The sequence below is a fragment of the Bifidobacterium mongoliense DSM 21395 genome, from assembly GCF_000741285.1.
In the GTDB taxonomy this organism is placed as follows: domain Bacteria; phylum Actinomycetota; class Actinomycetes; order Actinomycetales; family Bifidobacteriaceae; genus Bifidobacterium; species Bifidobacterium mongoliense.
This window is the reverse complement of record NZ_JGZE01000011.1, coordinates 1-26,186: the sequence shown is the minus strand read 5'-3', so window position 1 is coordinate 26,186 and position 26,186 is coordinate 1. Positions and strand designations below refer to the sequence as shown.

Here is a 26,186-nt window from a genome sequence, read left to right as displayed (position 1 = left end):
CTCACGGCCACATCCCACGGCTTCACATCACAGCAGATGGGTGGGCGTGACCGCCACCTGGCAACGCTGGAAACTCTTGACGTCCACGTATCCGGTGGAGGCCATGGCCCGACGCAGGGCACCGACGAAGTTCGTCGTCCCATCGGCCTGATGGCTGGGTCCGAAGAGGATCTGCTCAAGGGTGCCCACGGTGCCCACGTCGCTGCGGTGACCGCGCGGCAGAGTGAGGTGGCGAGCCTCGGCTCCCCAGTGCTTCCCCTGACCCGGCGCCTCGGACGCCCTGGCGAGCGGCGCGCCGAGCATGACCGCGTCGGCGCCCAATGCCAGTGCCTTGACGAAACTGCCGGACGTGCCCATGCCGCCGTCGGCGATCAGTTGAACGTAACGGCCGCCCGATTCGTCCATGTAGTCACGTCGGGCTTCGGCCACATCGGCGATGGCGGTGGCCATGGGGGCTTCGACGCCGATGGTGTCGCGCGTGGCCGACACGGCCCCGCCACCGAAACCGACGAGCACGCCCGCCGCACCCGTACGCATGAGGTGCAGCGCGGCCGTGTAGTTGGCCGCGCCACCGACGATCACCGGGACGTCGAGATCGTAGATGAACTGTTTGAGGTTGAGCGGCTCATGCCCGTTGGACACATGCTCCGCGGACACGGCGGTGCCGCGGATGACGAAAAGATCCACGCCGGCCTTCACTACCGTCTCATAAAACTCCTGGATGCGCTGGGGCGACAACGCCGCGGCGACGGTGACACCGGCGTCGCGTATCTCATGCAACCGCTTGGTGATGAGTTCCGCCCGGATGGGCTGGCGATAGATCTCCTGGATCCTCACGGTGGCATCTTCGGCGGGCAATCCCGCGATCTCATCGAGCTGCGGCTGCGGATCGTCGTACCGGGTCCACAGGCCCTCGAGATCGAGCACGCCAAGGGCACCCAACTTGCCCATGGCAATGGCCGTGGTCGGGCTCGTCACCGAGTCCATGGGGGCCGAAACCACAGGGATGTCGAATTCATAGGCGTCCACCTGCCATGCCGTGGAGACGTCTTCCGGATCGCGCGTACGACGGGAGGGAACGATGGAGACGTCGTCGAGCGAATACGCAAGCCGACCCTTTTTCCCCAGACCGATTTCTATTTCCTGAGACATGCCTCTTACGGTAATGCCCGGTTGTGACGAACAACACGGCGTCCCACCCCCCGCAACCTCCTCATGGCCATGGCCCTCACCACCTACGACCCGGCGTGTGCGACACCACGACGCCGCTGTGTGACGATGACGCGTCCACGGGCCGACGATACGACGATGGGGTTCACATTGCAGTGCGATACTGGAAGACATCCGGCGATCATCGGACCACGGTCCCGACGCCGGCGACGCGACGCCACGGCGGCGCATCGCACACACCCACCCGTATGCGTGCGGGTCGCATCCCGACCCCAGGCGACACGATCACGAAGGAGCACCCGATGATGTCCAAGATCAAGGTCGAAGGCAAGGTCGTCGAATTGGACGGCGACGAAATGACCCGAGTCATCTGGAAGGACATCAAGGATCGGCTGATCACACCGTATCTCGACATCGACCTCGACTACTACGATCTGGGCATCGAACACCGCGACGCCACGGACGACCAGGTCACCATCGACGCCGCCAATGCGATCAAACGCGAGCACGTCGGCGTCAAATGCGCCACCATCACGCCCGACGAGGCCCGGGTGAAGGAGTTCGGACTCAAAAGGATGTGGAAATCGCCCAACGGCACGATCCGCAACATTCTGGGCGGCACGATCTTCCGCGAGCCCATCGTCATCTCCAACGTTCCCCGTCTGGTGCCGGGATGGACCAAACCGATCATCATCGCCCGCCACGCCTACGGCGACCAGTACAAGGCGACCGACTTCACGGTCGACCGCCCGGGCCGGCTCACCGTGACCTTCACCCCCGATGACGGCTCGGCGCCCGTCGAACGCACGGTATTCGACTACCCGGGCGAGGGCGTGGCGCAGGTGCAGTACAACCTGGCCGAATCCATCCGTGGATTCGCCCGCGCTTGCTTCAACTACGGTCTGATGCGGCACTACCCGGTGTATCTCTCGACCAAGAACACGATTCTCAAGGCCTACGACGGCGAATTCAAGGACATCTTCGCCGAGGTCTTCGAGACCGAATACCGCGCGCGCTACGAGCAGGAGGGCCTGACCTATCAGCACCGCCTCATCGACGACATGGTGGCCAGCTCACTCAAATGGCATGGCGGCTACCTGTGGGCCTGCAAGAACTATGACGGCGACGTGCAGTCCGACAGCGTCGCGCAGGGCTTCGGATCCCTCGGCCTCATGACCTCCGTGCTCATGACCCCCGACGGGCAGACCGTCGAGGCCGAAGCCGCACACGGCACCGTCACCAGGCATTACCGGCGCTGGCAGGCCGGCGAGACCACTTCGACCAACCCCATCGCCTCCATCTTCGCCTGGACGGGCGGGCTCAAGCACCGCGCGAAACTCGATGGCACACCCCAGGTCGCCGGGTTCGCCGACACCCTGGAGCGCACGATCATCACCACGGTGGAAGGCGGCAGCATGACCAAGGATCTCGCCGCACTGGTGGGACCGAAGACGCCGTGGCTCGACACGGAGGGCTTCATGGACGCGCTCGCCGACCATCTGGCACGAGCGCTGCACGATCAGGCTGAACGCACCATCCATCGGGCCGGTCGGCATCCACGGGTTGCGCACCGGCCCGATTTGTCCCGATGTGATTCATCCGGACTTGATCCGTCCCACCCCATTCAGTGGCGTGGGACGGCAATGGCAGGGTCGCGACATCCGCTTCGCCGCTCCGCATCGGGGCGGAGCGTGGCCTCATGAGGGGCGTCCACTACAATCGTTATGCAGCAACATCGATACCGATCCTAAGGACGAATGTCATGGCAGTTCTACGCACACACCTGGCCCAAGGCATCATGGGGCGTTGCTCGCCATCACGTTGTCGACCGGCGCATCGGCGTGCTCCGGGAACGCCCCCTCCCCTTCGGCATCCGGCAACGCCCATGACGGTGCCGGCTCCGGTACCGTCGCGATCTTCGTGCCCTCCGACGGACTGACCATATCGCAGCACACCCCGCTGTCGAAATGGGCCAAAATGGTGCCGGCCATCACCACCGCACTCGAGCACGAGGGCATGCGCAGCAACGCCATCAGCACGACGACCTCCTCGAGTCTGGACACCCAGAGCCACGACATCCAGGACTTCGTGGTCGGTGCCGTGTCGGGTGACGCGGGCACACACCAATCCCCATCAGCAGACACCTCCTCCCCAACCCATGCTCCGGATTCCCCGTCCGGATCCGGGCGGTCATCGACGTCATCGCAGAGCTCAACGGCACAGCCGACGACTCTGGTCGTCGCCCCCGTGGTACCCGTGCAGGCGACGACCCGGCAATACGGCGACTACACGAGCCACCCGCTGACCTGGTCCACCGCCGACACTGACGACGCATCCCCTTCGGACAACAGCGCCGACACCGACACGACGCAACAGTCGCGGCAGGCCCGACTCAGCCAGGCCCAGGCCGGGCGCAGGCTGGTCTCCGCGCTCAACCTGGCACGCGAATCGGGGATGCACATCATGGTGCTCGCCAATCCGATCCAGGGCTTCACGCCCGACATCTTCGTCCAGATGTCGACCGCACGCCAGATCGGCGCCATGCAGGCCCGGCAGATGGTGACGAAGCTCGACCTGGACAAGGTCACCTCCCGCAACCCCAAAGAGATCGAAATCCTGCTGCCTTACGCGTCCGACGACGACGATGCCGAGGGAAGCTCCGACAGATTCGCGCAGGAATCGTTCTCCGGCCTGTGGAGCGTGCTGGCCCCCTATGTGAAGTCGGGCCGGGTGACGAGCCCTTCGGGCAAACTCGAACGCTCCACCTCACAAGGGGACTGGCGTCGCTTCACGTTCTCCGCTCAGGAATCCGACGCGATCACCGACGAGGTTGACCACCGACTGTCGATGTCCTCCAGGTCGGGAACGCACACTCGGGTCGACGGCATCATCGCCATGAACGATTTCGTGGCCTCGGGGGTCGTCAAGGAGCTTGAAGCACTGAAATACACGGGAAGCTCGGCCGACGTGAACCCCTCGATCTCCGTGTCCGGGATCGTCAACAACCTGGTCGGCAAGAGGGACCTCAACCGCTCCTCGGTCCCCAAGCCGCCCCGACAGTCCACCGATGCGGGCTCAGGGAACGACGCCTCCGAGGAAAAGGTCAACTCGCGGTGGCCGATCGTGACCGGATACGGGGCGTACACGGACAGTCTGCCGCAGATCGTCAACGGGAAACAGTGGATGACGGGCACGGAACCGCGCACGGCACTGGCCAATGACATCGCAGGCGCCTGTACGTGGATGAACGCGGGCAACAGCGCGGCGTCGTTCGCACCGTCGTCCACGATGTCGATAGACGGCGTGCGGACCAGGACCATCACGCAAACGCCGGTGGCCGTCAGTGCCGCCAATCTCAAACGGGAACTGATAGACACCGGTTACATCTCCATGGCCGATGCCGGCCTGTAGGGCGACCCTCGACGTCGGCACCCACGCGGCCCCCGAGGCTCCGACGTCGGATCAGCGCATCATCGACGCATGGTGCGCGGCTTGCGCGGGGCATAGATCACCGAATCGATGAGATTACGGTAATGCTCCGTGATGACCTGCCGCTTGGCCTTGCGGCTCGGGGTGAGCATGCCATTGGCCTCGGTGAACTCCTCGGGCACGATTTCGAATTTGCGGACGGATTCGGCGCGTGAGACCAGTTCGTTGGCCTTGTTCACGGCGCGTTCGACCTCAGCCCGGACAATCGGATTCCTTGCCGCCTGTTCCAGATCGGGGACCTGCGCGGCCCCTTCGGAACGCAACCAGGCGTTGGTCTCCGCCAGATCAAGCGAGATGATCGCGGCGATGAACGGCTTGCGATCGCCGACCAACACGCACTGACCGACCACCGGCGAGGTCATCACGGAGGACTCGACCTCGGCCGGAGAGACGTTCTTGCCGCCTGCGGTGATGATGAGGTCCTTCTTGCGGCCGGTAAGGGTGACGAAGCCGTCCTCGTCGACGGAGCCGAGATCCCCGGTGTGCAACCAGCCCTCATGGATCTGCTGCGCGGTGATCTCGGGATGATTGTGGTATCCCATGCAGATCGCACGGCTTTTGATGCACAGCTCACCCGTGTCGTCGACTCCGACGGAGACGCCTTGCAGCGGTATGCCGATGGTGCCGATCCGATACCCCTCGGTCGGATTGACGCAACACGGCGCACACATCTCGGTCATGCCGTACCCCTCGAGCAGCGGCAGACCCACACCGTTGAAGAAGTGGGCGATGGACGCATCGAGCGGCGCGCCTCCCGAGACCGCGTATTCCACCGATCCGCCGAAGATGCCCATGATGGTCGAATAGACGAAACGACGGTAGAAGGCATGCCTCACGGCCAGGATCACGGGGATGCCATGTCCGGATTGCTGGGCCATCGACCACGCCCGTGCCACCTGGACCGCCTGGGAGAACACCCGGCCTTTCAGCCCGGTGCCCGCCTTCTGCGATGCGGCGTTGTATATCTTCTCGAAGACGCGCGGCACGCCGAGGATGAACGTGGGTTTGAATGCGGCGAAATCGGCGAGGATGGTCTTGAAGCTCGACGATAGGCCCAGGGTGACGTTGCCGGCGAAGCTGAAGAACTGCATGTACCGGGCGAAGACGTGGGCGAGCGGCAGGAACAGCAGCAACCGGCGGTTCGGCTTGAGTGCGATATCGGGCATGGACTGCACGCCCGAATAAGTGATGAACACGAAATTGCCGTGACTGAGCTCGATGCCCTTGGGGGTGCCCGTGGAACCGGAGGTGTACACGATGGTGGCGAGGTCGTCGCCCTTGACGGCCCGTTCACGCTCGTAGAACTCCTCGTCGCCCACCTGGCTGCCGAACGCGGTGATCGTGTCGATCGCACCCTGCTGCATCACATAGACATCGGAGAGTTGTGCGCAGTCCTGACGGACCATCTCGACCTTGTCGCGCTGCGCGTCATCCTCGGCGAACGCCATGGCGACGCGGGAATCGTTGAAGATCATCTTCACCTGGGCCGGTGAGTTCGTCTCGTAGACCGGCACCGTCAGAGCTCCGATCGACATGATGGCAAGGTCCAGCGCCGTCCACTGCCATGAGGTGTGGGCGATGATGGCCACCGCATCGCCGGGCATGACGCCCCGGGCGATGAGGCCCTTGGCCAGGCCGATGACGAGATCCTCGAACTGGCGAGCGCTGAAGGTGCGCCAGTGCCCGCCCTCACCCTGGTACTGGATCAGTGGATCGTCGGGGGCACGCTGGACGCGCTCCTCGAGGATGGAGAACACGTTCCGGTCACTGTCGATCGGTGTGGTCAACGGCTGTGTGAATTCCTGCTTCATGACTCTCTCCCTGCACTCAGGCACCATACGTCACACCCATGCTACCTGCAGGTGGCGGAAAACAGGGGATGCGCGGATACCTCGCGGTCATGGTGCGCGTTTGAGGAACAGGCGGCGATGACGCGTCTGGGCGGCGGGATCGACGTACCCACCGTCGGCCCGTTTCACCCCCCAGTGCACGCAGGTCTCACCGCAGTGGTCGGAAACGCCATCGACGAGGGCGAAGCGCTCGCCCTGGCGCAGGACCGCCCCATGATCGAGCCCACTCACGGCGGGCTCGAACGTGGAGGTCAGGAATCCATGACGAATACTGACGACATCCTTGCCTCCCACCTTGCCCGTGAACGACACGACGCCGTCGGCGGGTGCAACGAGCTCGTCACCCGACTCGGCGGCGAGATCCACACCACGGTGGCCCGCCAACCATGGCCGTTCGGGCGGATCGAACCCACTGATCACCCGGGGGTCGGCCAGTGGCCAGACGAATCTCGCGGAGCATGATGCCGACGACGCCCCATCCCTCCCCGCGGCCACACGAAGGGCGCGGTGCCGTGCCGCCGTCAGGGACGGATGATCCGCGGACACCACGGGGACACGATCTGCAGCGGGAATGCGCACTCCCCCGTACCGCGCCCCCGGATCATTGCCCGCGCGAACGGCGCATCCGGATGATGGGGCGGATGACAGCGCATATTCGACGCTCCGCGCCAGTGCAGATCCCCCGGACGGTGCGGCCATCGCCATCAGGAACATCGGTCCGACGACCATGGCGGCGCCGAACACCCTGACACCGACCTCGCGCAATCTTCGGCGATGCCGTTCGAGCAGCAGCCACCATCGTCGGCGTCGTGCGGATCCGGCCATGGCGCGCCTCCTTCGATCGTCATCGGATACCCGGGTACGGGCACCATCATCGTCGATGACGTCGGCGAGCGCCCGCCGACCTGGGTCGTGTGGTCGAAGGCCGGGTGCCCGCGACACCCGGGCAACACGACCGCTTGCCCACGATCCTACGATCGGCAGCGATCGAGGACGCGGATCATGCGCGATTCGATGTCCCTCCACGCCCGTGCGTCGGGGATGTGCCCGACACCCGCTATCCGCGCGTAGCGCACGTTGTCTCGTCGTTCGGCCAGGTCACGCAGTTCGGAGGGCAGCACATACCGGTCGTACTCCCCCTGCAGATACAGGACGGGCATCGTGGCGCCGGATGCGGCCGGCCACAGATCGATATCCCCCATGGAATCCCACAATGCGGCGTATCGCTCACCACGGCCGTAAGGCAGCGAACCCATGGCGGCGCCCCACAGGTCGCGCAACCGATAATCCGCGGAGGTCACCCAGCGTGCCAGCCAGCGCAGCACCATGCCGTTGCACACCGCCGGGCGCGAGGAGAAGGCACGGGTGTGCCGGGAGATCAGGGTCTCGAGCCGACTGAGATACGGGTCGTAGCGATCCTGGCCGCGCAGGCGGCTCAACCGCCGTGTTTCCGCCGCGGAAACGCGGTCGCTCAGGACGTGATCGAAGTTCGTCAATGTGTCGCGCATGTTCATGATGGGGGCGACGTTGATGACGGCGTCGACCATTCGGGGCAGGCGCCGCGCCACCTCCATGGTGAGGTAGGTGCCGAAGGAGAAGCCGTTGAGCACGATGGGCCGGTGCGGGTATCTGCGATGGATGGCCCTGACCAGATCCACCGCCATGTCGGCGAAATCCCCGATGCGCAGGTCGCTGGGAATGTCGCGCTCGTAGTTCCTGCCGCATCCGTATTGATCCCACCACAGCAGGCTCGCATGGCGGGCGAGCTCGGGATAATACCCGGCGTAGGCCATGCCGTAGATGAACGGCGACCACGGTCCGCCATGGAACATGACCATGACGGGGACCCCGTCGCCCGCATCCTCAAGCGTGATGCGCTGCCGAACACCACCGAGTTCGATGTTCCATCGTTGCGTTTCCGTCACACCGCACATCCTACAACCATCGGATTGCGCCGCGATGGCAAGCCGGATCGTTACGTCGCGTCGTTCCCCGGGCGGGTCACGACGACCTGACGAAGCCCGCGCCCCACCGCCGAGAACGGCGTGGGCACCACGATTCGGAAGCCCGGGCGACCGATCGTCCCCGTATCGTTACCATGTGTGTGTCCGCACCCATGACGCCGTCGCGTTCGAGCCTCGGTGGCATGCGTGGGACATCGGATCGTGCACACTAGACAGATAGGGGTTGTCGTGCGATTTTTCGAGAGGAAACAAGTGGACGAGGTGATCGCCGAGGCCACGCCGCTGCGCCGTACGATGCGCACCTTCGACCTGACGTTGCTGGGCATCGGCGCGATCATCGGCACGGGCATCTTCGTGCTCACCGGCAAGGGCGCGCTCACGGCGGGACCGGCCTTGTCGGTGTCCTTCCTGTTGGCGGCCGTATGCTGCGGGTTCGCGGGCCTGTGTTACGCCGAGTTCGCCTCCATGGTGCCGGTGTCGGGTTCGGCCTACACCTACGCCTACATCGCCTTCGGTGAGATCGTGGCCTTCATGATCGGATGGGATCTGGTCCTGGAATACGCCTTGCAGGCGGCGACGGTATCCGCCGGATGGTCGGGGTATTTCGTTAATCTGCTCGACGGCCTGGGCCTGCACATCCCCGTGCAGCTCACCGCGGCCTACGGCACGACGCCGGGGGTGACGACCTACTTCAACCTGCCTGGCTTCCTCATCGTCCTGGCCATCACCTGGGTCCTGTCGATCGGCATCAACCAGACCAAACGCACCAACGACGTCATGGTGCTCATCAAACTCGCCGTCATCATCCTGTTCATCGTCTGCGTGGTGCGTTTCGTGCAGCCGGACAACTGGAAGCCCTTCTCCCCCTATGGCTGGTATTCGTTCAGGTCCGGCAGCACGACGCCGATGGGCATCATTCCCGCAGCGTCCATCGTCTTCTTCTCCTTCATCGGCTTCGACGCCGTGTCCTCGAGTGCCGAGGAGACCATCAACCCCAACAAGACGCTGCCGCGCGGCATCCTCATCTCGTTGGGCATCTCCACCGTGCTGTACATCATCATGACGCTGATCATGACCGGTGTGGTGCGCTACCCCGAGTTCGCGAAGTTCATCAACGCGCCGGTCGCCGGCGTGATCCTCAAGACCGGCATGGGCTGGCTCGCCTTCATCGTCAACATCGGGGCGTTGCTCGGCATGACGACCGTCATGCTCGTGCAGCTGTACGGCCAGTCACGCATCTGCTACGCCATGAGCCGCGACGGCATGATCCCGCGTTTCTTCGGCACGGTGCATCCACGCTACCGCACCCCGTTCCAAGGCACCTGGTTCTTCGGTCTGCTCACCGCGATCGCCGGCGGACTGGTCAACATCAACGTCCTGTTCGAACTGGTCAACATCGGCACGCTCTCCGCGTTCATCATCGTCTCCGCAGGCATCATCTGGATGCGGTGGAAACATCCGGAGGCCCACCGCGGCTTCCGTGCGCCTGGCGTGCCGTTCACCCCGCTGGTGAGCATCGTCTTCTGCCTCGTGCTCATCGCCGGCCTGAACTGGGAGACCTGGGTGCGCTTCGTCGTCTGGTTCGCCTTGGGCATGGTCGTGTACTTCTCCTACGCCGCCTCGCATTCCAAACTGCGGCTCGCCGACAAGAACCGTGCCGACGACACGCACCGCGATCACCATGAGATCGATGGTTCGCAATCGGCATCGCACTAGGCGTCCGAACAATCCTCTTTCAGGGCCGTCGGGTGTGGGACGTCGGGACCCGGCGCGCCCGCGCCCGACGTATCAGTCGTCCGAGGCCGAAGCCACCGAAGGAGGCAAGCGCGTAGCCGGGCATGAGATACCAGCCCCAATCCCAGTCCCCCCGAGTCAACCGGGCGAGGAACTCACCGGCCGACGCCACCGCGTATCCCCCGTTCACCACGAACCAAATGACCATGATGGCCAGCAGCATGTTGGCTATTGGGAACATCCAGTTCTCGCCCCGCACGGCGCCGACGACGATGCTGAGCACCAGGGACAGCACGGGCCACACCACATACAGATATCCCACCAATGCCTTGTCGTGAGGGTCCCGCGAAACACGCCACATCCACAGCGCGCCGAGCAGGACGTAGGCGGCGATCATGATCGCGAGGCAGAGCACCGCGACGCCATGCCCGGCCAACGGTCCACGCATCCCCCGCGCATCATGCCGTATCCTCCGGTTCATGGCGCCCCCCTTACCTCATGGTGTGTTCGGAACCACCGCTCGGCGTAATCGTCATCGGCCTGATCGTCATCGGTGCGCGCGTGCCGATGCGAGTGCCCTACGCCTTGCCGCCCGCACTCTTGCCCTGTTTCCCATGGGCCTGGGGTACGAGATGGATGAGGTCCTTGATGCCGTTGACGATATGCGAGGGGCGGTAGGGGAAGGTGTCCACGGATTCCCTGCTGGAGATGCCCGTGAGCACGAGGAAGGTCTCGACGCCGGCCTCGAGCCCGGCACGCACATCCGTGTCCATGCGGTCGCCGACCATCGCCGTCGTCTCGCTGTGGGTGCCCAGCTTGTTCAACGCCGTGCGGAAGAACATGGCGTTCGGTTTGCCGATGAAGTACGGTTCGAATCCGGAGGCCTTCCGGATCATCTCCGCCACGGCTCCGGCGGCGAGCAGGTCGCCATGCGAGGACGGTCCGGTGTAGTCGGGGTTCGTGCAGATGAAGCGTGCGCCGCGTTGGATGAGACGCAGGGCCGTGGTGAGCTGCTCGAATGAATAATTCCGGGTCTCGCCGATGATGACGTAGTCAGGATCGCGGTCGGTGAGCACGTACCCGACCTCATGCAGGGCGGTCGTCAGCCCGGCCTCGCCGATCACGAACGCCTTGCCGTGCGGAATCTGTCGGCTCACGAAATCGGCGGTCGCCAAGGCGCTGGTCCAGATGTGGTCCTCAGGTATCTCAATGCCGCTCGCGTGCAGACGCCAGCTCAGATCGCGACGGGAATAGATGGGGTTGTTCGTCAGGACGAGGAACGGCATATCGGCGCGCTTCAATGCCTCGATGAATTCGACCGCCCCCGGCAACGCCTCGTTCTCATGAACGAGCACGCCGTCCATATCGGTCAGCCATGCCTGAATATAGTCCATATGTCCTTGTGATTCCATACTCAACAGGATATCGTATCGGCGTCTTCGGCACACGTGATATGCCTCCGCGCGTAGTCCATGCTGGCGCGGCGGACATCCATGCATTACGCTGGAATCAGGAAACTTCGACGCCTCGAACTTTTCGGTATGATGACGGGACGACCGCCGATCCGAAGCGTTTCCACGGCCCCGGCGACAGCGTTGGCATGGGGCGGTGGGCAGGGCGGATGGCGTGGTCGCCATATCGCCTTGGGTCGGCGTCCGAGGCGCGGATCACGGCATCATCCGAATAGGACCGAAAGGACGTTCATGACGACCGACCACACCCCCACGTCGCGGCGCAGCGCATGGTTGCCGCCGATGCTCGTGCCTCTGCGAATCCTGTGGTGCGCCCTGGTCGCGGCCGCCCTCCTGGTGACGGCCGGTTGCGGAACGTCGCCGCACGCCGCAACGGCCGACAACGGCAAGCCGACGGTCCTCACGACCTTCACCATCACGGCGGACATGGCCAGGAACGTCGCCGGAAACCACCTCAACGTCGTCTCCATCGCCAAACCCGGCGCGGAGATCCACGATTACGAGCCGACGGCCAGTGATATCGTCCGGGCCTCGAAGGCCGATCTGATTCTGGACAATGGTCTGGGGCTGGAACGGTGGTTCGAACGGTTCGTCGCCAACGCCAAGGCGCCCCGCGTCACCCTGAGCGCCGACGTCACGCCCATCAGCATCAGCGAAGGTGAGTACGCCGGCAAGCCCAACCCCCACGCCTGGATGTCGCCGAAGAACGGACGGCTGTACGTCGATGCGATCGTCACGGCCTTCCGCGCCCTCGACCCGGCGCACGCCGACGACTACACCCGCAACGGCGCCGCATACCAACGCCGGATCCAGGCGGTGTCAGACTCGCTCAATGACAGCCTGGGCACGTTGCCCGAAGCGCAACGCACGCTGGTCAGCTGCGAGGGCGCCTTCTCCTATCTGGCCCGTGACGAGGGGTTGCACGAGGCGTACATCTGGCCGGTCAACGCCGAAAGCGAGGGGACGCCGCAGCAGATCGCCAAGGTCGTCGACACGGTGAGGCGCCAACGCGTGCCCACGGTGTTCTGCGAATCGACGGTGAACGGCAAGGCCATGCGCCAGGTCGCCCAGGAGACCGGCGCCGCCTTCCGCCAGGACGAGGACCATCTGCTCTACGTCGATTCGCTCTCCGCGAAGCACGGACCGGTGCCCACGTACCTCGACCTGCTGCGACACGACGCCACGGCGATCATCGACGGCCTGACACGGGGACGGTGACGCGCATGTGGACGATGCGAAGGAACCATGCGGCCGAGACGGGCCACGACCCGACCGGCATCACCGTGCAGGATCTGAACGCCTCCTACGAGGGCGTCAGCGCCTTGCACGACGTGTGCCTGAACGTGGAGCCCGGGCACCTGTGCGGCCTGGTGGGCATGAACGGAGCCGGCAAGTCGACGCTGTTCAAGGCCCTCATGGGCGTGATCACGCCCGACTCCGGCACCATCCGGTTCTCCGGCATGACGGGCAGGCAGGCACGCAGGAGCGGCATGATCAGCTACGTGCCCCAACAGGAGGACATCGACTGGTCCTTCCCGCTGCTGGTCGAGGACGTCGTCATGATGGGTCGATACGGGGTGCAGAACTGGCTGCGCACCCCACGACGTCAGGACCGCGAGGCGGTGCGTGCCGCCATAGCACGGGTGGATCTTGACGACTTCGCGCACCGTCAGATCGGCAGCCTGTCGGGAGGGCAGCGCAAACGCGTCTTCCTGGCGCGCGGGCTCGCCCAGCAGGCCCGCATCCTTCTGCTCGACGAGCCCTTCGCCGGCGTGGACAAGCGTTCCGAATACACGATCGTGGGCGTGCTCAGGGACCTGGCGTCGCGCGGCGCGACCGTGCTCGTGGCCAGCCACGACCTGCATGCCCTGCCCAATCTATGCGACGAGGCGATCCTCATCAACCACACGGTCATCGCCCATGGCCCCATCGACGAGGTGCTCGAACCGTACAGCCTGTCGCGCGCTTTCGGTCTCGAGGACACCGACGACGCCGCACCCCAGGAGCTGACGCGATGAACGACATCCTCACCCTGCTCACCACCGCCATGGATTACGACTTCATGCGCCGGGCGATGGTCACCGGACTCATCACCGCCGTGACCTGCGGGCTGCTCAGCTGCTGGCTGGTGCTCATCGGCTGGTCGCTCATCGGCGACGCGCTCTCCCATGCCGTGCTGCCGGGCGTCGTGCTCTCCTACATCCTGGGCCTGCCGTTCGCCGTGGGCGCCCTCGTCTTCGCGCTCATCACCGTCTGGCTCATCAGCCTGCTGCGCAGCAAATCCACCCTCCTCAAGGAGGATGCGATCATCGGCACGGTCTTCACGCCGATGCTCGCGCTGGGCGTGGTCCTCATATCCGTCACACCCAGCCAGACCGACCTCAACCACATCCTGTTCGGCAACCTCCTGGGCGTCACCGACCAGGACCTCATCCAGGTGGCCATCCTGAGCGCCGTGACCGTCGTCATCGCCTATCTCAAGCGGCGCGACCTGACGGTCTTCGCCTTCGACCCCATGCACGCCAGGAGCGTCGGAATCTCACCGCAGGTCATCGGAGCCCTGCTCCTCACGCTGCTCGCCATCACCGTCGTCGCGGCACTGCAGGCGGTGGGCATCACCCTGGTGGTCTCCATGCTCATCATTCCCGGGGTCAGCGCCCGGCTCTTCACCAGCTGGATATGGCATATGCTCTGGATCTCACCGCTGATCACCATGGCGGCAACCGTGCTCGGCGTCTTCGTGAGCTATGCGCTCGACACCTCCACCGGTGGCACGATCGTGCTGGCCCAGGCGCTGTTCTTCGCGCTCGCCTACTGCTTCGCGCCGCAGGGGCTCATCGCGCGATACCGGCGGCGCCGATGACACAGGCGACCCAACGGCACAGACGACCCCGGTGAACGCCGCACCGAGCCGGCGCCGATGACCATCCGCATATCCGTCCGGATACGAAAAAACCGCCGGCTAACCGGCGGTCATCAAGCTCCCGCAGCTGGGCTTGAACCAGCGACATTTCGATTAACAGTCGAACGCTCTGCCAACTGAGCTATGCGGGAATGTCTCATGCACACGACGCAAGCCGTGCACAAGATGAATATAGTACACGCAAACCACAAGGATGCAACTAGCCGACCGGATGGCGTGTCGTTGCGGGGGTCCGGCCGCACGCCCCGCCGACCACAGTCACACGCTCACGACGTCGAGCGGCATCGAGGAATTGATGGGGAAAGCGGGGTCCGAGGGCGTGATGCCGGCCTCGACCAGGTTGACGCCCAGCATGGCGACCATGGCGCCGTTATCGGTGCACAACGCGATCTTCGGTATGCGCACGATCACGCCGTGCGCCTCACCCACCTCGAGCAGTTTCGCACGCAGCTGGGAATTGGCGGAGAAGCCACCGCCGACGATCAGGGTGCGGGAACCGTACTGCTCGCATCCGGCGATGGCCTTCCTCGCCAGCACGGTGGCCACGGAATCGGCCAGCGAGGCGCAGATGTCGTCGACGGGGATGTCGCGTCCGGCGGCGCGTTGCTCCTCGATCCATCGGGCCACCGCGGTTTTGACGCCGGAGAAGCTGAAATCGTACGGATGCTGCTTGCCGGCCCTGCCCTGGGTCAGCCCCTGGGGGACTCGGATGGCATGGGGATCGCCGAGTTGGCCATGCCTGTCGATGTGCGGACCGCCCGGATAGGGGAAGCCCAGCAGGCGCGCCACCTTGTCGAAGCACTCCCCCGCGGCGTCGTCGAGGGTCGTGCCGACCACGTCGATGTCGCGCGTCACGTCGCGCACATGCAGCAGCGAGGTGTGGCCGCCGGAGACGATGAGCGCCAGGGTGTCCTCGGGGAACGCGCCGAACTGCAATTGGGTGACGGCGATATGGCCGATCACATGGTTGATGCCGTACAACGGTTTACCCGCGGCCCAGGCGAGCGCCTTGGCCCCGGAGACGCCGACGGCCAGGCAGCCGGCCAGACCGGGGCCCGCGGACACGGCGATCGCATCGATGTCGCCCAGGGTCATGGAGGCGTCGGCCAAGGCCTTGGACACAACGGGGGCGAAAGCCTCCGCGTGGGCGCGCGAAGCGATCTCGGGGATCACACCGCCGTATCGGGCATGCTGATCCATGGACGAGGCCACGACGTTCGAGACGAGCTCGCGGCCGCGCACCACGGCGGCCGCCGTCTCGTCACAGGTCGATTCGATGCCCAGCACCACCGGTTCACTCATCGTCGTTCTCCTTCGTCACTTCGTCATTTGTCATCGTGGTCATCGTGGTCATCGCACGGTGCAGGTCGAGGCTCATCGTGTAGGCGTCGACGTTCTCGGGTTGGTAGTATCGGCGCCGCAGCCCCATCCGGGCGAAACCGAATCGCCGGTAGAGCGCCAGGGCCGGATCGTTGTCGACCCTGACCTCGAGCAGCATGCGCCGCGCCCCACGGTCCGTCGCGCGCTCGATGAGGGAGCGGAGCAACGCCGCCGCGATGCCCCGGCGCTGGTGTTCCGGCGCCACACCGATGGTCATGATCTCCGCGTCGTCGCCGCCGTACCAGAATCCGGCGTATCCGCGGATGTCACCGGTCGGTCCGCCCGGACCTTGTGATATGTCGCAGCCCTGAGAACCCACGTGAGCATCGGACCCATCGGGGACGTCGAGCACGTACGTACGGTCGGGCGCCTCAAGCTCCTCCCGGACCATGGCCTCGCTCCATGCGCCGGCACCGAAGAGCCCCCGCTCGAGCGCGGCCAGCCGGGACACCACCTCGTCGCGGTCACGGTCGTTGAGGTCGACGATCACGATGCCGATCCGTTCCCGCGACGCCCGCCGCGGCTCCCCTGATCCGCGGGCCGCCGATCATCCCCGCGGCGCGGACCATCCTTCAGGACATGTTTGAGCGGATTGGGCACGGAGACGTCCGGGCGACGCAGGTACAACGGTTCGACCGCGTGCGACGTTCCGGTCTCGCCGGCGGAGTCCGCGAACAACGCCAGCCCCCATGCGCCCATATCAAGCACCGAGGAGTCGACGACGGCACCGGGCCGTCCCAGATCACGCCAGAGCGACGCATACCGTTCGGCGCCATGCCCGATGATGTCGACGACGACACGGGTGCGCAGGCCCTCGGGCAACGTGGCGATCGCGGCCTGCACGCGGCCCACGAGATGGTCGGGGTAATCGATGTCCATGCCGATGAGCGGTCCATCCGAGGAGAACTCGCCGACCTCGCCACCACGTTCGGCGTGCGACGCGATCGCCGCACGCAGGTCATCGTTCATGAACAGCGCGAAATACAGCTGGCGTCGCCGGGCGTCGTTGACCGCCAGGGTGAGGTGCACGGTCGATTCCCCGTCGCCCGAGGAAGTAAGGGCGCGGAACGCGGCGGTATCCGGCTCGGGGGCCGGATGTGCACTCGTGGACGCCCCGTCTTCGGCAGCGAGGGCGCCGGCAAGACCGCGGACGGCATCGGCCATACGCGCCTGCGGCGTGAGGATGTCGGTGCCGACCAACGCCGCGCCGGTGGCGAGGGATATGGCCTTGGCCGCCACGATACCCGCGCGCAGACCGGTGTACGGCCCGGGACCCACACCCACGACGATGCGATCGAGGTCGCCTGGGGCGAGACCGGCGTCAGCCACGACCTTCGCGATGTCGACCTGAAGCCGTTCGACGTGGGTCCTCGAATTCGTCTCCACGATCGGGTCATGCCCGACGACACCGACGGTGGAGCCGTATGAGGTATCGATCACCAGGGTATTCGTCATTCGTTCTCCTCTATCGGCAACCACGCCACTGTACAACCTCCCGGCGAACGGGATCGGCGGCCCGGTTTACAGGCCGGCCATGGGGCGCTCGCTCCAGGATGGCCCCACGGGCACGAGCGTGACGAGACGCTCCCCCGCGTCGCTCAGCGCATCTCCCGAGGACTCCGTGACCTCGCTCAGGCCGTCGGATGGCGCCAGGGGTCTCGCGATGTGGATCTGCAGGCGGTCGGCCGCGAGCGCCGCGACCATCTGCTCGCCCCATTCCATGAGGACGACGGTGTCGTCGTGGGGATCCTCGAGTTCCTCGTCGAGTCCCAGGGCTTCGAGTTCATCGAGGAGGCGGCCTACGCTGTCCTGCCCCGGCTCGTATCCCTGGCCGCCCAGGCGATAGGCGTCCACATGCACCAGGTGCGCGGGCGTCCCGTCGTGGAACCTGCCGTCGAGTTCCCTGGCTATGGTGAACGTCGGTGAGACGATGGGCGCGTCGATGCCCAGCCCGGCGCCGAACCCTTGGGCGAACGTCGTCTTGCCCGCCCCCAGCGGACCGGACAGGAGGATCACATCACCGCCACGCACCACGCCCGCGATGCGTTCTCCCAAGGATCGCATGGCGTCGGCCGTGGGCACGTGCATGGTCACCTCACGGCAAGCGTGCGCGTCGTCCGATCGCCCGACGCGCGGAGCATCCGTCTCGGGAGATACCGCAGTGCGGGAGACCTCCTTGTCGGCTTCCCGCACGCTTCGTCCCGTCTCCGTATCAGCCGTGGTATCCATCGTCCTATCCGACATCGCATCCTCCATGCTCATTCACCACCGGCCCTTGCCGCCGATGAGCTCGATGCAGCGCTCCAACGCGTAGTCGGGATCGCCGCCGTTCGTCTTGCACTGCTCGTCCGCCCAGGCGAGCATGTCGATGCATCGCCCCAGTCCGGGGGAATCCCACCCGCCCAGCTGTCTCATGGCGTTGTTGAGCACCCAGGGGTTGGTCTTCGCCTCGGCGCGGCTGATGGTGCCGGCCCGGACGGCGGAGGCTTTGGCGATGGCCCGGAGCTTCATGGCCAGTGCGCCGATCATGGCGATGGGGTCGACGCCCTGTTCGATGGCCGAACGCATGGCGACGATGGCTTCCGCGGAGCGACCCGCCAAAGCCTTGTCGGCGACCGCGAAGCCGGTGACCTGCGGGTTGGCGGTGAGATACTGGTCCACACGATCGATGTCGATGGGGTTCTCGTCGAAGTCGAAGCACAGTTGCCCGCACATCGCCGCCAATTCGCCGGTCCTGCCGCCCAACACCGCCACCAGCTCCTGTGCGGCCTGAGGGGAGACGGAGCGCTGTTGGCGCTCGAATTGCTGCATGACGAAGTTGATCTTCGCATCATCGCGTTTGAGATCCGGGACCTGCTCCTTGCGTGCCCCGGCGGCCACCAGGAGACCAAGCAGGCGTTTGCCTTTGACGCCGCCCTCATGCCGCGCCACGACGGTGGCGTACCCGTCGCCGTGGGCGGATTCCTTGCAGAACCGCACGAGGGCGTCACCCAACGCCTCATCGGCGTTCTGCAGGGCGTCGAGCACGACGACGGCATGGTCGCTGAGCAGGGACGGGCCGACGGCCTCCTCGAACCCGTAGCGGTCGGTATCCGTGGCATCCAGCTCGATGACCTCGGCATCGGGATGCGCGCGAAGCGCTGCAGCGCGAAGGTCACGGGTCGCCTGCCCGTTGAGATACGGGTCTCCCCCCCATCACGATCGTCATCGGCGCATGGGCCCCAGCAGCGGTTGTCATACCATTCAATGTCGCTGCATCGGTGGACAACCACTCACGTCCCGTCGAGCATGGACCGGGTCTCCCCCAGCCAACGCCTCAGGGCCTGCCAGCCGTGCGGCGCCCATCGTCCGTGACCCGCCGCATCCCTGCGACGAAGACGCCTTCGCCACAGCACCAGGACGATGACCACCGCGATCTCTATGACGGCCATGGCCAGGGCGCCCCGGACGCCCTCCGCCCAGGGCATCGTGGCCATGGAACCGTCCGAGAGCCATACGGCGCACCGTTCCATGACGGCGGTCATGACGCTCGACACCCAGATCGGCGGGTAGGCGAGCGCAGGGGCGCACGGCGCAAGGACCATGCCGAGCAGTCCTGCGAGCGTGGCGATGTCGACGAACGGCGCGACCAGCAGGTTCGCCGGAACCGACAGGAGCGGGATCTCAGGCTCCATGAGCAGCTGGATGGGCAGGGTGAACGCCTGCGCGCACACCGTCATCGAGAGGACCTCGGCGAGCGCCCCCGGCATGCGGGCACCCAGCATCCGTGCCATGGGACGCGCGTACAGGGCGATGCCCAGCACCGCCGAGCAGGACAGGGCGAACCCCAGGCTTCTCGACATCCCCGGATCAAGGATCAGCACGGCCACGACGGTCCAGGACAATGCGCTGACGGCCTGAGCGGGCCGCCCCATCAGCCACGCCCATGAGACCAGGGCCCCCATGACCACGGCCCTGAGCAACGAATCCGAGGGGTACATGGCCCCTGCCAGCAACAGATACGCGATGATCTGCAACGGCGCGACCACGTTCCGTGGCAGGTGCAGCGTGGATCCTGTGCGGCGCACCAGCACGCCCAGCACACTGAAATGACCGCCGGAGACCGCCATGAGATGCATGATGCCCGAGCGGCGGAACCGCTCCTCCAGCAACCGTGCGTACGTGGCGTCGACCGGAGGCGCCTCCCCGCGTGACGCGTCGCCGCCGGTTCCATCGCCGACATGATCCTGGCCGAGCAGTCCCATGGTCAGGCCGGGCACCAGGACCCGCCCTTGGTCCGACAACCGGCCCGTGACGGCGAAGAACGCGTCATGCATCCGATTGTTCGCCGAATCCAGCCACGTCGGCCCCTCGCGCAGGCCGATGCCGCCGCCGATGACGGTGAACCAAAGGGGCTGGCGACCGAACCTTGCACGCTCCAGTGTCCCGCGCGCCTCGATGCCGGAGCCCCGACGAAGCACCCCGCAATCCGATCCCGTGGCGAAGAGCAGCGCCGTCGCGCCGCTGGACCGCACCACGCCCCGCACATCCATCGCCCGCACCACCACCTCCGCCTGGCAATCGGACGTACGCCGCATGGACGCCACCGCGGGACTTCTGACCCGAACCGTCACGACCACGGTAACTGCTCCCTGACGGGCGGCAGCGGCGGCGGGATCATGCCACCGAACGACATCGGCGCCCAACGTGGCCAGTCCACCGATGAGGGCCGCCGTACCAAGGACACCGAGGGCGGTCATGACCGTGCCGCACCACAACGGGCGCCACGATCGTGGCCGGGGGTGACGCACCGATCGACTCGGGTGTCGGACGCCATCCGCATTCGCCGCGCCGCGAAGCCGGCGACGAGCCGAAGAGACCCCCATGAAGCTCACCACGCCCAGCGCTCCCAGTACACCCAACACTCCCAACACACCCGTCGCGCTGGTCACGACGGGGGCGATCGGCACCCACGGCGGACGCACCTCGGCGTCATGCGAGGGTCCCGGACGCGCATAGTGGTCCATGACCGCCTCGAACAGGGCGTGCGTCGACAGGCACGACACCCATACCACGATGGCCACCGGCACCATGCGCCGGTCACGCCACCCCGAGCCTTCCGCCGACCACACAGGTTGGCGACCCGCGGACGTCGCAGGCGATTCGACCGGCGGCCCCGTCATGACACCCTCAGATGCGGTCGGATCTTCTCAAGGGTCTTGGCGCCTATCCCCTTCACGTCGAGCAGCTGGTCGACGCTCGAGAACCTGCCGATGGATCGTCGGTGGTCCAGTATGCGTTGGGCCGTGACCGGACCGATATGCGCGATGGCTTCGAGATCCTGCGCGCTCGCCGCGTTGAGGTCCAGCGCCCCATTGCCGGGAGCCGCCGTCGCAGGGGATCCGGCCGCCGGGGCTGCAGTCGTGGAAGGATCGGGGTTGGGGGTTGCGGACGGTTGCGCCGTTTCTCCGGCCGGAGCATCGGCACCCGCCCCCGTACCGGCATGCGCCCCTGTGCCGGCGGAATCCGCAGAAGCCTTCGACCCCGCGCCTTCCCCCGTCCGCCGGGGTTCCGTCGCGCGCTGGCCCGAGCCGACGCCCTGGCCGTGCACGGCATGGTAGTTCATCGACTGCCGGACCAGCATGGTCAGGCTCGCGCATAAGGCGCATGCCAGCAGCAGTATCACGATGACCGCATGCAACGAGGTGAACCGGGTGCGCGGCCCCGCCTCGGCCGCGCCCCGCCTGCGCAGCAACTCCTCACCGCCGCCACCGTCCCCCCGAACGCACCCCGCTGAGCGAGGGCAACGATGCCGGCACTGATGACGGTACGGGTTCCGGCGACGGCGACTGTGCCGACGGCAGGGACGCAAGCAGTGGCCGGGACGCGCCCGGAGATGGCAACGAGGACTGTGCGGAAGCCGCAGGCGAAGCAGCAGGCGAAGCAGCAGCGGTAGCCGCAACCGACTGCGATGGGAGGGCCTCTCCTTCGATGTCGGTGCAGCTCTCCAGGCGACGCGCCATGACCGCGCGCGGAACCGTCGCACGCGGTGCGGCCCACGCTCGCCTGCCCATATCAAAGACGCCCATACCCGCAGTATGCCTGCGAATATGGGCGTCCATCGATCACGCACGGCCACGGTGGTCGGACGCCTGCAACCGGCGTGTCACCGACCCGGCGTCCGGCGCATCACACGGCGGGAACGATCGAGACGATCTTCGGCGCCTTGACGATGACCTTGCGCGGCTCCTTGCCGCCCAATCGTGGGGCGACGGCCTTGAGGGCCATGGCCTTGAGCTCGTCGGGATCGATATCCGGGCTGACCTCGAGCTTGGCCCGGACCTTGCCCTTGACCTGGATGACCGCGGTGACGCTGTCCTGTCCCACGTACCGGGCGTCGGCCTTCGGCCACGGTTCGCGCGCCAGGCTGCTTTCGTGCCCGAGACGGTGCCACAACTCCTCGCAGACATGCGGGGCGATCGGCGACAGCATGAGGATGAGGGGCTCGATGGCGGCACGGGGCACGGGGGTGAGCGAGGTGAGGTGGTTGTTGAGCACGATGAGCTTGGCGATGGCCGTGTTCGGCCGCATATGCTCCATCTCCTCGGTGACCGCCACGATGGTGTTGTTGAGCAGCTTGAGGGTGCGCTCGTCGAGATCGTGCTCGACGACGTGGGTCTCCCCCGTCGTCTCATCGACCACGTTGCGCCACAGACGCTGCAGGAACCGCATGCCGCCCACGACGTTGCGCGTGTTCCACGGCCGCGACTCGTCCAGCGGGCCCATGCTCATCTCGTAGAGCCGGAAGGTGTCCGCGCCGTAGTCGCGGTACATGTCATCGGGCGTGATGATGTTCTTCAGGCTCTTGCCCATCTTGCCGAACTCGCGATGCGCGGGCTTGCCGTTCCACGTGAAGGTCGGCTCGCCATGCTCATCGGGATCGCCCTCCTGCACCTCGGACGCCGGCACGTACTGGCCCCGGTCGTCGGTGTAGGCGTAGGCCTGAATCATGCCTTGGTTGAACAGTTTGTGGAAGGGTTCGGGAGAATCCACGAAGCCCAGATCGTACAGCACCTTGTGCCAGAAGCGGGCGTAGAGCAGATGGAGCACCGCGTGCTCCACCCCGCCGACATAGAGGTCGACACCGCCGGACTTGCCCGCGGTCGTGTTGTGGCGCGGACCCATCCAATAGTCGAACTCGTCGCGTTCCACCATGCTGGTGGTGTTGTCGGGGTCGAGGTAACGCAGATAGTACCAGCACGATCCGGCCCAGTTGGGCATGGTGTTCGTCTCGCGATGATAGGTCTTCGGCCCGTCGCCCAGGTCGAGGGTCACCGTCGCCCAGTCCTCGTTGCGGCCCAGCGGGGCCTCCGGGTTGGATTCGGCGTCCTCCGGATCGAACGTCTTGGGGCTGTAGTCGGGCACGTCGGGCAAGTCGACCGGCAATTGGTTGTCGGGCAGCAGGTGGGCGACGCCATCCTCGTCGTAGACGATGGGGAACGGCTCACCCCAGTAGCGCTGTCGGGAGAAGAGCCAGTCACGCAGCCGGTAGCTCACGCTACCCTTGCCTACGCCGGCCTTCTCGAGCCATTGCGTCATCGCGGCGATGGCTTCGTCCACGCGCAGACCGTCGAGATCGAGGGCGTCACCCGTGGCGGACGTGGCGTCGACGCTCGAGTTGATCACGATGCCGTCGTGGGACACATACGGCGCCGAGCCGATGTAATCCTCGAGCCCATGCTCGTCACCATCCACAGGACGCACGGTGTAGATGACCGGCAATCCGTACTTCGTGGCGAACTCGTAGTCGCGCTGATCGCCGCCCGGCACGGCCATGATGGCGCCGGTGCCGTAGTCCATGAGCACGTAATCGGCCGTGAACAGGGGCAACCGCGCACCGGTGACCGGATTCACGGCGTACAGGCCCGTGAACAGACCGGTCTTCTCGCCGGCCTCGTCGACCCGATCCTTCGCGGTCTTGGCCTCGGCCTGCGCACGGTAGGCGCGCACGGCCTCGATGGGGCTGGCATACCCGCCGGTCCACGATGCGGGCACGCCATCGGGCCAGCGGTCCGGTACGGAGGAGAGCAGGCCATGCTCCGGTGATACCACGGCGAACGTGGTGCCGAACAGGGTGTCAGGCCTAGTGGTGTAGACCTCGAGGTCGCGCGCGCCGGCCGCGGTGGGCACGGCGAAGTGGATGGAGGCGCCGTGGGACTCGCCGATCCAGTTGCGCTGCATGAGCTTGACCTTCTCAGGCCAGTCGATCGTGTCGAGGTCGGCGATGAGCCGGAGCCCATAGGCGGTGATGCGCATGGACCACTGCCGCAGCTCGCGCTGGAAGACCGGGAAGTTGCCCCGCTCCGAACGCCCCTCGGCGGTGACCTCCTCGTTGGCGAGCACCGTGCCCAGACCCGGGCACCAGTTGACCGGGGACTTGGAGATGTAGGCCAGACGGTACGCATTGAGCGCGTCGGCCTGCGCCGCGGCGTCCAGATCTTCCCATCGTTCATCGGCATGACCGGGGATGGACCGGGCCCCGGAGCGGAACTGCTCCACGAGCGTGTCGATGGGCCGGGCCGACCCGCGTCCGCCGTCGGAACGCACGAAGTCAGGGTCATACCAGGAATCGTAGATACGGGAGAAGATCCACTGCGTCCAGCGCACATACCCGGGATCGATGGTGGCGAAGCTGCGCCGGTCGTCGAAGCTCAACCCCATGCGATGCAGCTGACGCCGCATGTTGGCGATGTTCGCCTCGGTGGTCACCCTCGGATGCTGGCCCGTCTGCACGGCGTACTGCTCGGCCGGCAGTCCGAAGGCGTCGTAGCCCATGGCGTGCAGAACGTTCTCGCCCTTCATCCGGTGGTATCGGCTCACCACATCGGTCGCCAGATATCCCAACGGATGGCCCACATGCAGTCCCTTGCCGGAGGGATAGGGGAACATGTCCATGGCGAAGAACGACGGCCTGCCGTCGGCATGACGGCCATCCGCGTCGGTCAGATGTCCCGACACGTTCGCCGCCCAGAACGTGCCCTGCTCGTCCCAGGTCTTCTGCCAGTGCTGTTCGATGGTCTGCGCGAGCGCGGCGTTGTAGCGGAATCGCGGTCCTTCGGGTTCCGACGCGCGTTGCGTCATGGGTGTCTCGTTGCTGCTCATAGTCAAGGATTATCGCGGCGTCGCTGGACACCACCGTCGTCATGCAGTCGTCGCCCTATTCAGCCCACGCCGTTGAGACCGGCCTCGACACGGTACCCGGTCTCCTCCTCGAGCGTTCGCACGGCGCGCGCCCAACTGCCGTCACGTCGCATGGCACGCAGTGCCTCGTTGACTTTGCGGGCCAGACGGGCATTGCCCGCCTTGACCCGGACGCCATGGGCGACGCTGGCCAACGGCCGGCGCACGATACCGAGGTAGTCGCCGCCATAACCGCGAGCCAAACCGGCCAGAACGGCGCCATCGGCACTCACCGCGTCCGCCTCGCCCACCATGAGGGCGGTGAGGCATTGCGGATATGAGGGCCTGGGACGCACCACCACGCCCGGCAGGGCCTTGGTCAGGGCAGCCGCACCTCCACTACCCAGCACGGTGCAGACGACCTTACCGGCCAGGGACCCCATCGAAGCCATCGTCCTTACATCGTCGCGGTGCACGAGCAACTGCTGCGGGGCCACCAGATAGGACCCTGCATCCTCGGCGCCGTCCCGCACGTCCTCCGGGACATCAGACCCGGGGCCCGCCGTCGACGCCGATACCGACCCGGATCGATTCCCGGCCTCGTCCCCCGCATCATTGCCTGTGCCGTTGCCCGCATCACGGGCGTCTACGAAACGACCGGATTCGCCGACGGGCAGGGCCGAGACCAGCAAATCGGCACGACCCTGGCCCAGCAGACCCGAGGCGGTCTGGGGGGTGACGGGGGTGAAGACGATCTGCTTGTCCGCATACCCCAAAGCGTCGGCGACGTATCGGGCGACGGTGACGTCGAAACCGGAAAAGCGGCCGTCATGCCACCAGCCGACCCCGGGTTCGTCCACGGCCACACCGATGGCGATGGTCGGGCCGTCGGGAGCTCCGACATAGGCCGGCGTGGCGCCGCAGGCCGCAAGCRACCGTGAACCCCATCCGACGTGTCAACGGGGTCCGGCCCGATAACACTGATGGGGGCCGGCACGAACCCTGCCGACCCCCATCAATTCAGCGGCACATCAGCGCCACCCAT

At 66.0% G+C, this 26,186-nt stretch carries 19 protein-coding genes, 1 tRNA gene and 2 pseudogenes; 6 read left to right on the top strand and 16 right to left on the bottom strand.

Annotated features, from left to right (window positions below):
* Positions 1-27 precede the first annotated feature (27 nt).
* A complete protein-coding gene (locus BMON_RS04985) occupies positions 28-1,152 on the bottom strand; it encodes a GuaB3 family IMP dehydrogenase-related protein (RefSeq protein WP_033512073.1) in 1,125 nt (374 codons plus the stop codon).
* Between the two features lie 323 nt (positions 1,153-1,475).
* Between BMON_RS04985 and BMON_RS04980 the strand changes: the two are divergent.
* Both BMON_RS04980 and BMON_RS04975 read left to right on the top strand, forming a co-directional pair.
* A pseudogene (locus tag BMON_RS04980) lies at positions 1,476-2,684 on the top strand (NADP-dependent isocitrate dehydrogenase); the annotation flags it as partial.
* A 292-nt stretch (positions 2,685-2,976) separates the two neighbouring features.
* On the top strand, positions 2,977-4,581 hold the full coding sequence (locus tag BMON_RS04975; RefSeq protein ID WP_034885315.1) for a substrate-binding domain-containing protein: 1,605 nt from the start codon (positions 2,977-2,979) through the stop codon (positions 4,579-4,581).
* Between the two features lie 59 nt (positions 4,582-4,640).
* Here BMON_RS04975 and BMON_RS04970 read toward each other — a convergent pair whose 3' ends face one another.
* The 3 genes from BMON_RS04970 to BMON_RS04960 all read right to left on the bottom strand — a co-directional run bounded on the left by BMON_RS04970 (position 4,641) and on the right by BMON_RS04960 (position 8,434).
* Positions 4,641-6,470 (bottom strand): AMP-dependent synthetase/ligase, encoded by a 1,830-nt coding sequence (locus tag BMON_RS04970; protein WP_033512071.1) that lies wholly within the window; start codon positions 6,468-6,470, stop codon positions 4,641-4,643.
* An 87-nt stretch (positions 6,471-6,557) separates the two neighbouring features.
* Positions 6,558-7,334: a M23 family metallopeptidase gene (locus BMON_RS04965; RefSeq protein ID WP_237745341.1), complete on the bottom strand. Its 777-nt coding sequence runs from the start codon at positions 7,332-7,334 to the stop codon at positions 6,558-6,560.
* A gap of 146 nt (positions 7,335-7,480) precedes the next feature.
* Positions 7,481-8,434: an alpha/beta fold hydrolase gene (locus BMON_RS04960; protein WP_161786310.1), complete on the bottom strand. Its 954-nt coding sequence runs from the start codon at positions 8,432-8,434 to the stop codon at positions 7,481-7,483.
* A 267-nt stretch (positions 8,435-8,701) separates the two neighbouring features.
* Between BMON_RS04960 and BMON_RS04955 the strand changes: the two genes are divergently transcribed.
* Positions 8,702-10,189, top strand: coding sequence for an amino acid permease (locus BMON_RS04955; protein ID WP_051917910.1), 1,488 nt, complete (start codon positions 8,702-8,704; stop codon positions 10,187-10,189).
* Positions 10,190-10,208: 19 nt separating this feature from the next.
* Here BMON_RS04955 and BMON_RS04950 read toward each other — a convergent pair whose 3' ends face one another.
* Positions 10,209-10,688, bottom strand: a complete 480-nt coding sequence (locus BMON_RS04950) for a hypothetical protein (RefSeq protein WP_152595730.1) — start codon at positions 10,686-10,688, stop codon at positions 10,209-10,211.
* A gap of 97 nt (positions 10,689-10,785) precedes the next feature.
* The gene (locus BMON_RS04945) at positions 10,786-11,601 is read right to left on the bottom strand and encodes an HAD-IIA family hydrolase (protein WP_051917909.1); all 816 of its coding nucleotides are present in this window, start codon (positions 11,599-11,601) and stop codon (positions 10,786-10,788) included.
* Positions 11,602-11,910: 309 nt separating this feature from the next.
* Here BMON_RS04945 and BMON_RS04940 point away from each other — a divergent pair, with 309 nt between their 5' ends.
* From BMON_RS04940 to BMON_RS04930, 3 genes are read left to right on the top strand one after another with little or no spacing between them, the layout of a single operon-like run.
* Complete coding sequence (locus BMON_RS04940; RefSeq protein WP_237745340.1) at positions 11,911-12,897, top strand: metal ABC transporter substrate-binding protein; 987 nt, start codon at positions 11,911-11,913, stop codon at positions 12,895-12,897.
* A gap of 5 nt (positions 12,898-12,902) precedes the next feature.
* A complete protein-coding gene (locus BMON_RS04935) occupies positions 12,903-13,697 on the top strand; it encodes a metal ABC transporter ATP-binding protein (protein ID WP_237745339.1) in 795 nt (264 codons plus the stop codon).
* Positions 13,694-14,542 (top strand): metal ABC transporter permease, encoded by an 849-nt coding sequence (locus BMON_RS04930; RefSeq protein WP_033512064.1) that lies wholly within the window; start codon positions 13,694-13,696, stop codon positions 14,540-14,542. Before BMON_RS04935 ends, BMON_RS04930 begins: the two co-directional genes overlap by 4 nt.
* Before the next feature lie 118 nt (positions 14,543-14,660).
* Here BMON_RS04930 and BMON_RS04925 read toward each other — a convergent pair.
* The 10 genes and pseudogenes from BMON_RS04925 to BMON_RS04880 form a co-directional block, all read right to left on the bottom strand.
* Positions 14,661-14,733 (bottom strand) — tRNA-Asn (locus BMON_RS04925).
* A gap of 127 nt (positions 14,734-14,860) precedes the next feature.
* Entirely contained in the window at positions 14,861-15,904 is a 1,044-nt protein-coding gene (gene tsaD / locus BMON_RS04920) for a tRNA (adenosine(37)-N6)-threonylcarbamoyltransferase complex transferase subunit TsaD (protein WP_033512062.1), read from the bottom strand.
* Positions 15,897-16,472: a ribosomal protein S18-alanine N-acetyltransferase gene (gene rimI, locus BMON_RS04915; RefSeq protein WP_081882904.1), complete on the bottom strand. Its 576-nt coding sequence runs from the start codon at positions 16,470-16,472 to the stop codon at positions 15,897-15,899. The genes tsaD and rimI overlap by 8 nt, the downstream gene beginning before the upstream one ends.
* On the bottom strand, positions 16,469-17,437 hold the full coding sequence (gene tsaB, locus BMON_RS04910; RefSeq protein ID WP_081882903.1) for a tRNA (adenosine(37)-N6)-threonylcarbamoyltransferase complex dimerization subunit type 1 TsaB: 969 nt from the start codon (positions 17,435-17,437) through the stop codon (positions 16,469-16,471). The genes rimI and tsaB overlap by 4 nt, the downstream gene beginning before the upstream one ends.
* A 66-nt stretch (positions 17,438-17,503) precedes the next feature.
* The gene (gene tsaE / locus BMON_RS04905; protein WP_033512249.1) at positions 17,504-18,070 is read right to left on the bottom strand and encodes a tRNA (adenosine(37)-N6)-threonylcarbamoyltransferase complex ATPase subunit type 1 TsaE; all 567 of its coding nucleotides are present in this window, start codon (positions 18,068-18,070) and stop codon (positions 17,504-17,506) included.
* Between the two features lie 174 nt (positions 18,071-18,244).
* Positions 18,245-19,220, bottom strand: a pseudogene (gene holA / locus BMON_RS04900) (DNA polymerase III subunit delta).
* 34 nt (positions 19,221-19,254) lie between these two features.
* Complete coding sequence (locus tag BMON_RS04895) at positions 19,255-21,144, bottom strand: ComEC/Rec2 family competence protein (RefSeq protein ID WP_081882902.1); 1,890 nt, start codon at positions 21,142-21,144, stop codon at positions 19,255-19,257.
* On the bottom strand, positions 21,141-21,716 hold the full coding sequence (locus tag BMON_RS04890) for a ComEA family DNA-binding protein (protein WP_051917907.1): 576 nt from the start codon (positions 21,714-21,716) through the stop codon (positions 21,141-21,143). The genes BMON_RS04895 and BMON_RS04890 overlap by 4 nt, the downstream gene beginning before the upstream one ends.
* Positions 21,717-22,150: 434 nt before the next feature.
* The gene (leuS, locus tag BMON_RS04885) at positions 22,151-25,102 is read right to left on the bottom strand and encodes a leucine--tRNA ligase (protein ID WP_420307631.1); all 2,952 of its coding nucleotides are present in this window, start codon (positions 25,100-25,102) and stop codon (positions 22,151-22,153) included.
* Between the two features lie 80 nt (positions 25,103-25,182).
* Positions 25,183-26,007: a type 2 periplasmic-binding domain-containing protein gene (locus BMON_RS04880; protein WP_034885310.1), complete on the bottom strand. Its 825-nt coding sequence runs from the start codon at positions 26,005-26,007 to the stop codon at positions 25,183-25,185.
* Positions 26,008-26,186 lie beyond the last annotated feature (179 nt).

Excerpts from the sequence above, each read along its gene's own strand:
- BMON_RS04985 (WP_033512073.1), bottom strand. The coding sequence starts at position 1,152 with ATGTCTCAGGAAATAGAAATCGGTCTGGGGAAAAAGGGTCGGCTTGCG.
- BMON_RS04970 (WP_033512071.1), bottom strand. The coding sequence starts at position 6,470 with ATGAAGCAGGAATTCACACAGCCGTTGACCACACCGATCGACAGTGAC.
- BMON_RS04965 (WP_237745341.1), bottom strand. The coding sequence starts at position 7,334 with ATGGCCGGATCCGCACGACGCCGACGATGGTGGCTGCTGCTCGAACGG.
- BMON_RS04950 (WP_152595730.1), bottom strand. The coding sequence starts at position 10,688 with ATGAACCGGAGGATACGGCATGATGCGCGGGGGATGCGTGGACCGTTG.
- BMON_RS04945 (WP_051917909.1), bottom strand. The coding sequence starts at position 11,601 with ATGGACTATATTCAGGCATGGCTGACCGATATGGACGGCGTGCTCGTT.
- BMON_RS04940 (WP_237745340.1), top strand. The coding sequence starts at position 11,911 with ATGACGACCGACCACACCCCCACGTCGCGGCGCAGCGCATGGTTGCCG.
- BMON_RS04935 (WP_237745339.1), top strand. The coding sequence starts at position 12,903 with ATGTGGACGATGCGAAGGAACCATGCGGCCGAGACGGGCCACGACCCG.
- BMON_RS04930 (WP_033512064.1), top strand. The coding sequence starts at position 13,694 with ATGAACGACATCCTCACCCTGCTCACCACCGCCATGGATTACGACTTC.
- tsaD (WP_033512062.1), bottom strand. The coding sequence starts at position 15,904 with ATGAGTGAACCGGTGGTGCTGGGCATCGAATCGACCTGTGACGAGACG.
- tsaB (WP_081882903.1), bottom strand. The coding sequence starts at position 17,437 with ATGACGAATACCCTGGTGATCGATACCTCATACGGCTCCACCGTCGGT.
- tsaE (WP_033512249.1), bottom strand. The coding sequence starts at position 18,070 with ATGCACGTGCCCACGGCCGACGCCATGCGATCCTTGGGAGAACGCATC.
- BMON_RS04895 (WP_081882902.1), bottom strand. The coding sequence starts at position 21,144 with ATGACGGGGCCGCCGGTCGAATCGCCTGCGACGTCCGCGGGTCGCCAA.
- leuS (WP_420307631.1), bottom strand. The coding sequence starts at position 25,102 with ATGACGCAACGCGCGTCGGAACCCGAAGGACCGCGATTCCGCTACAAC.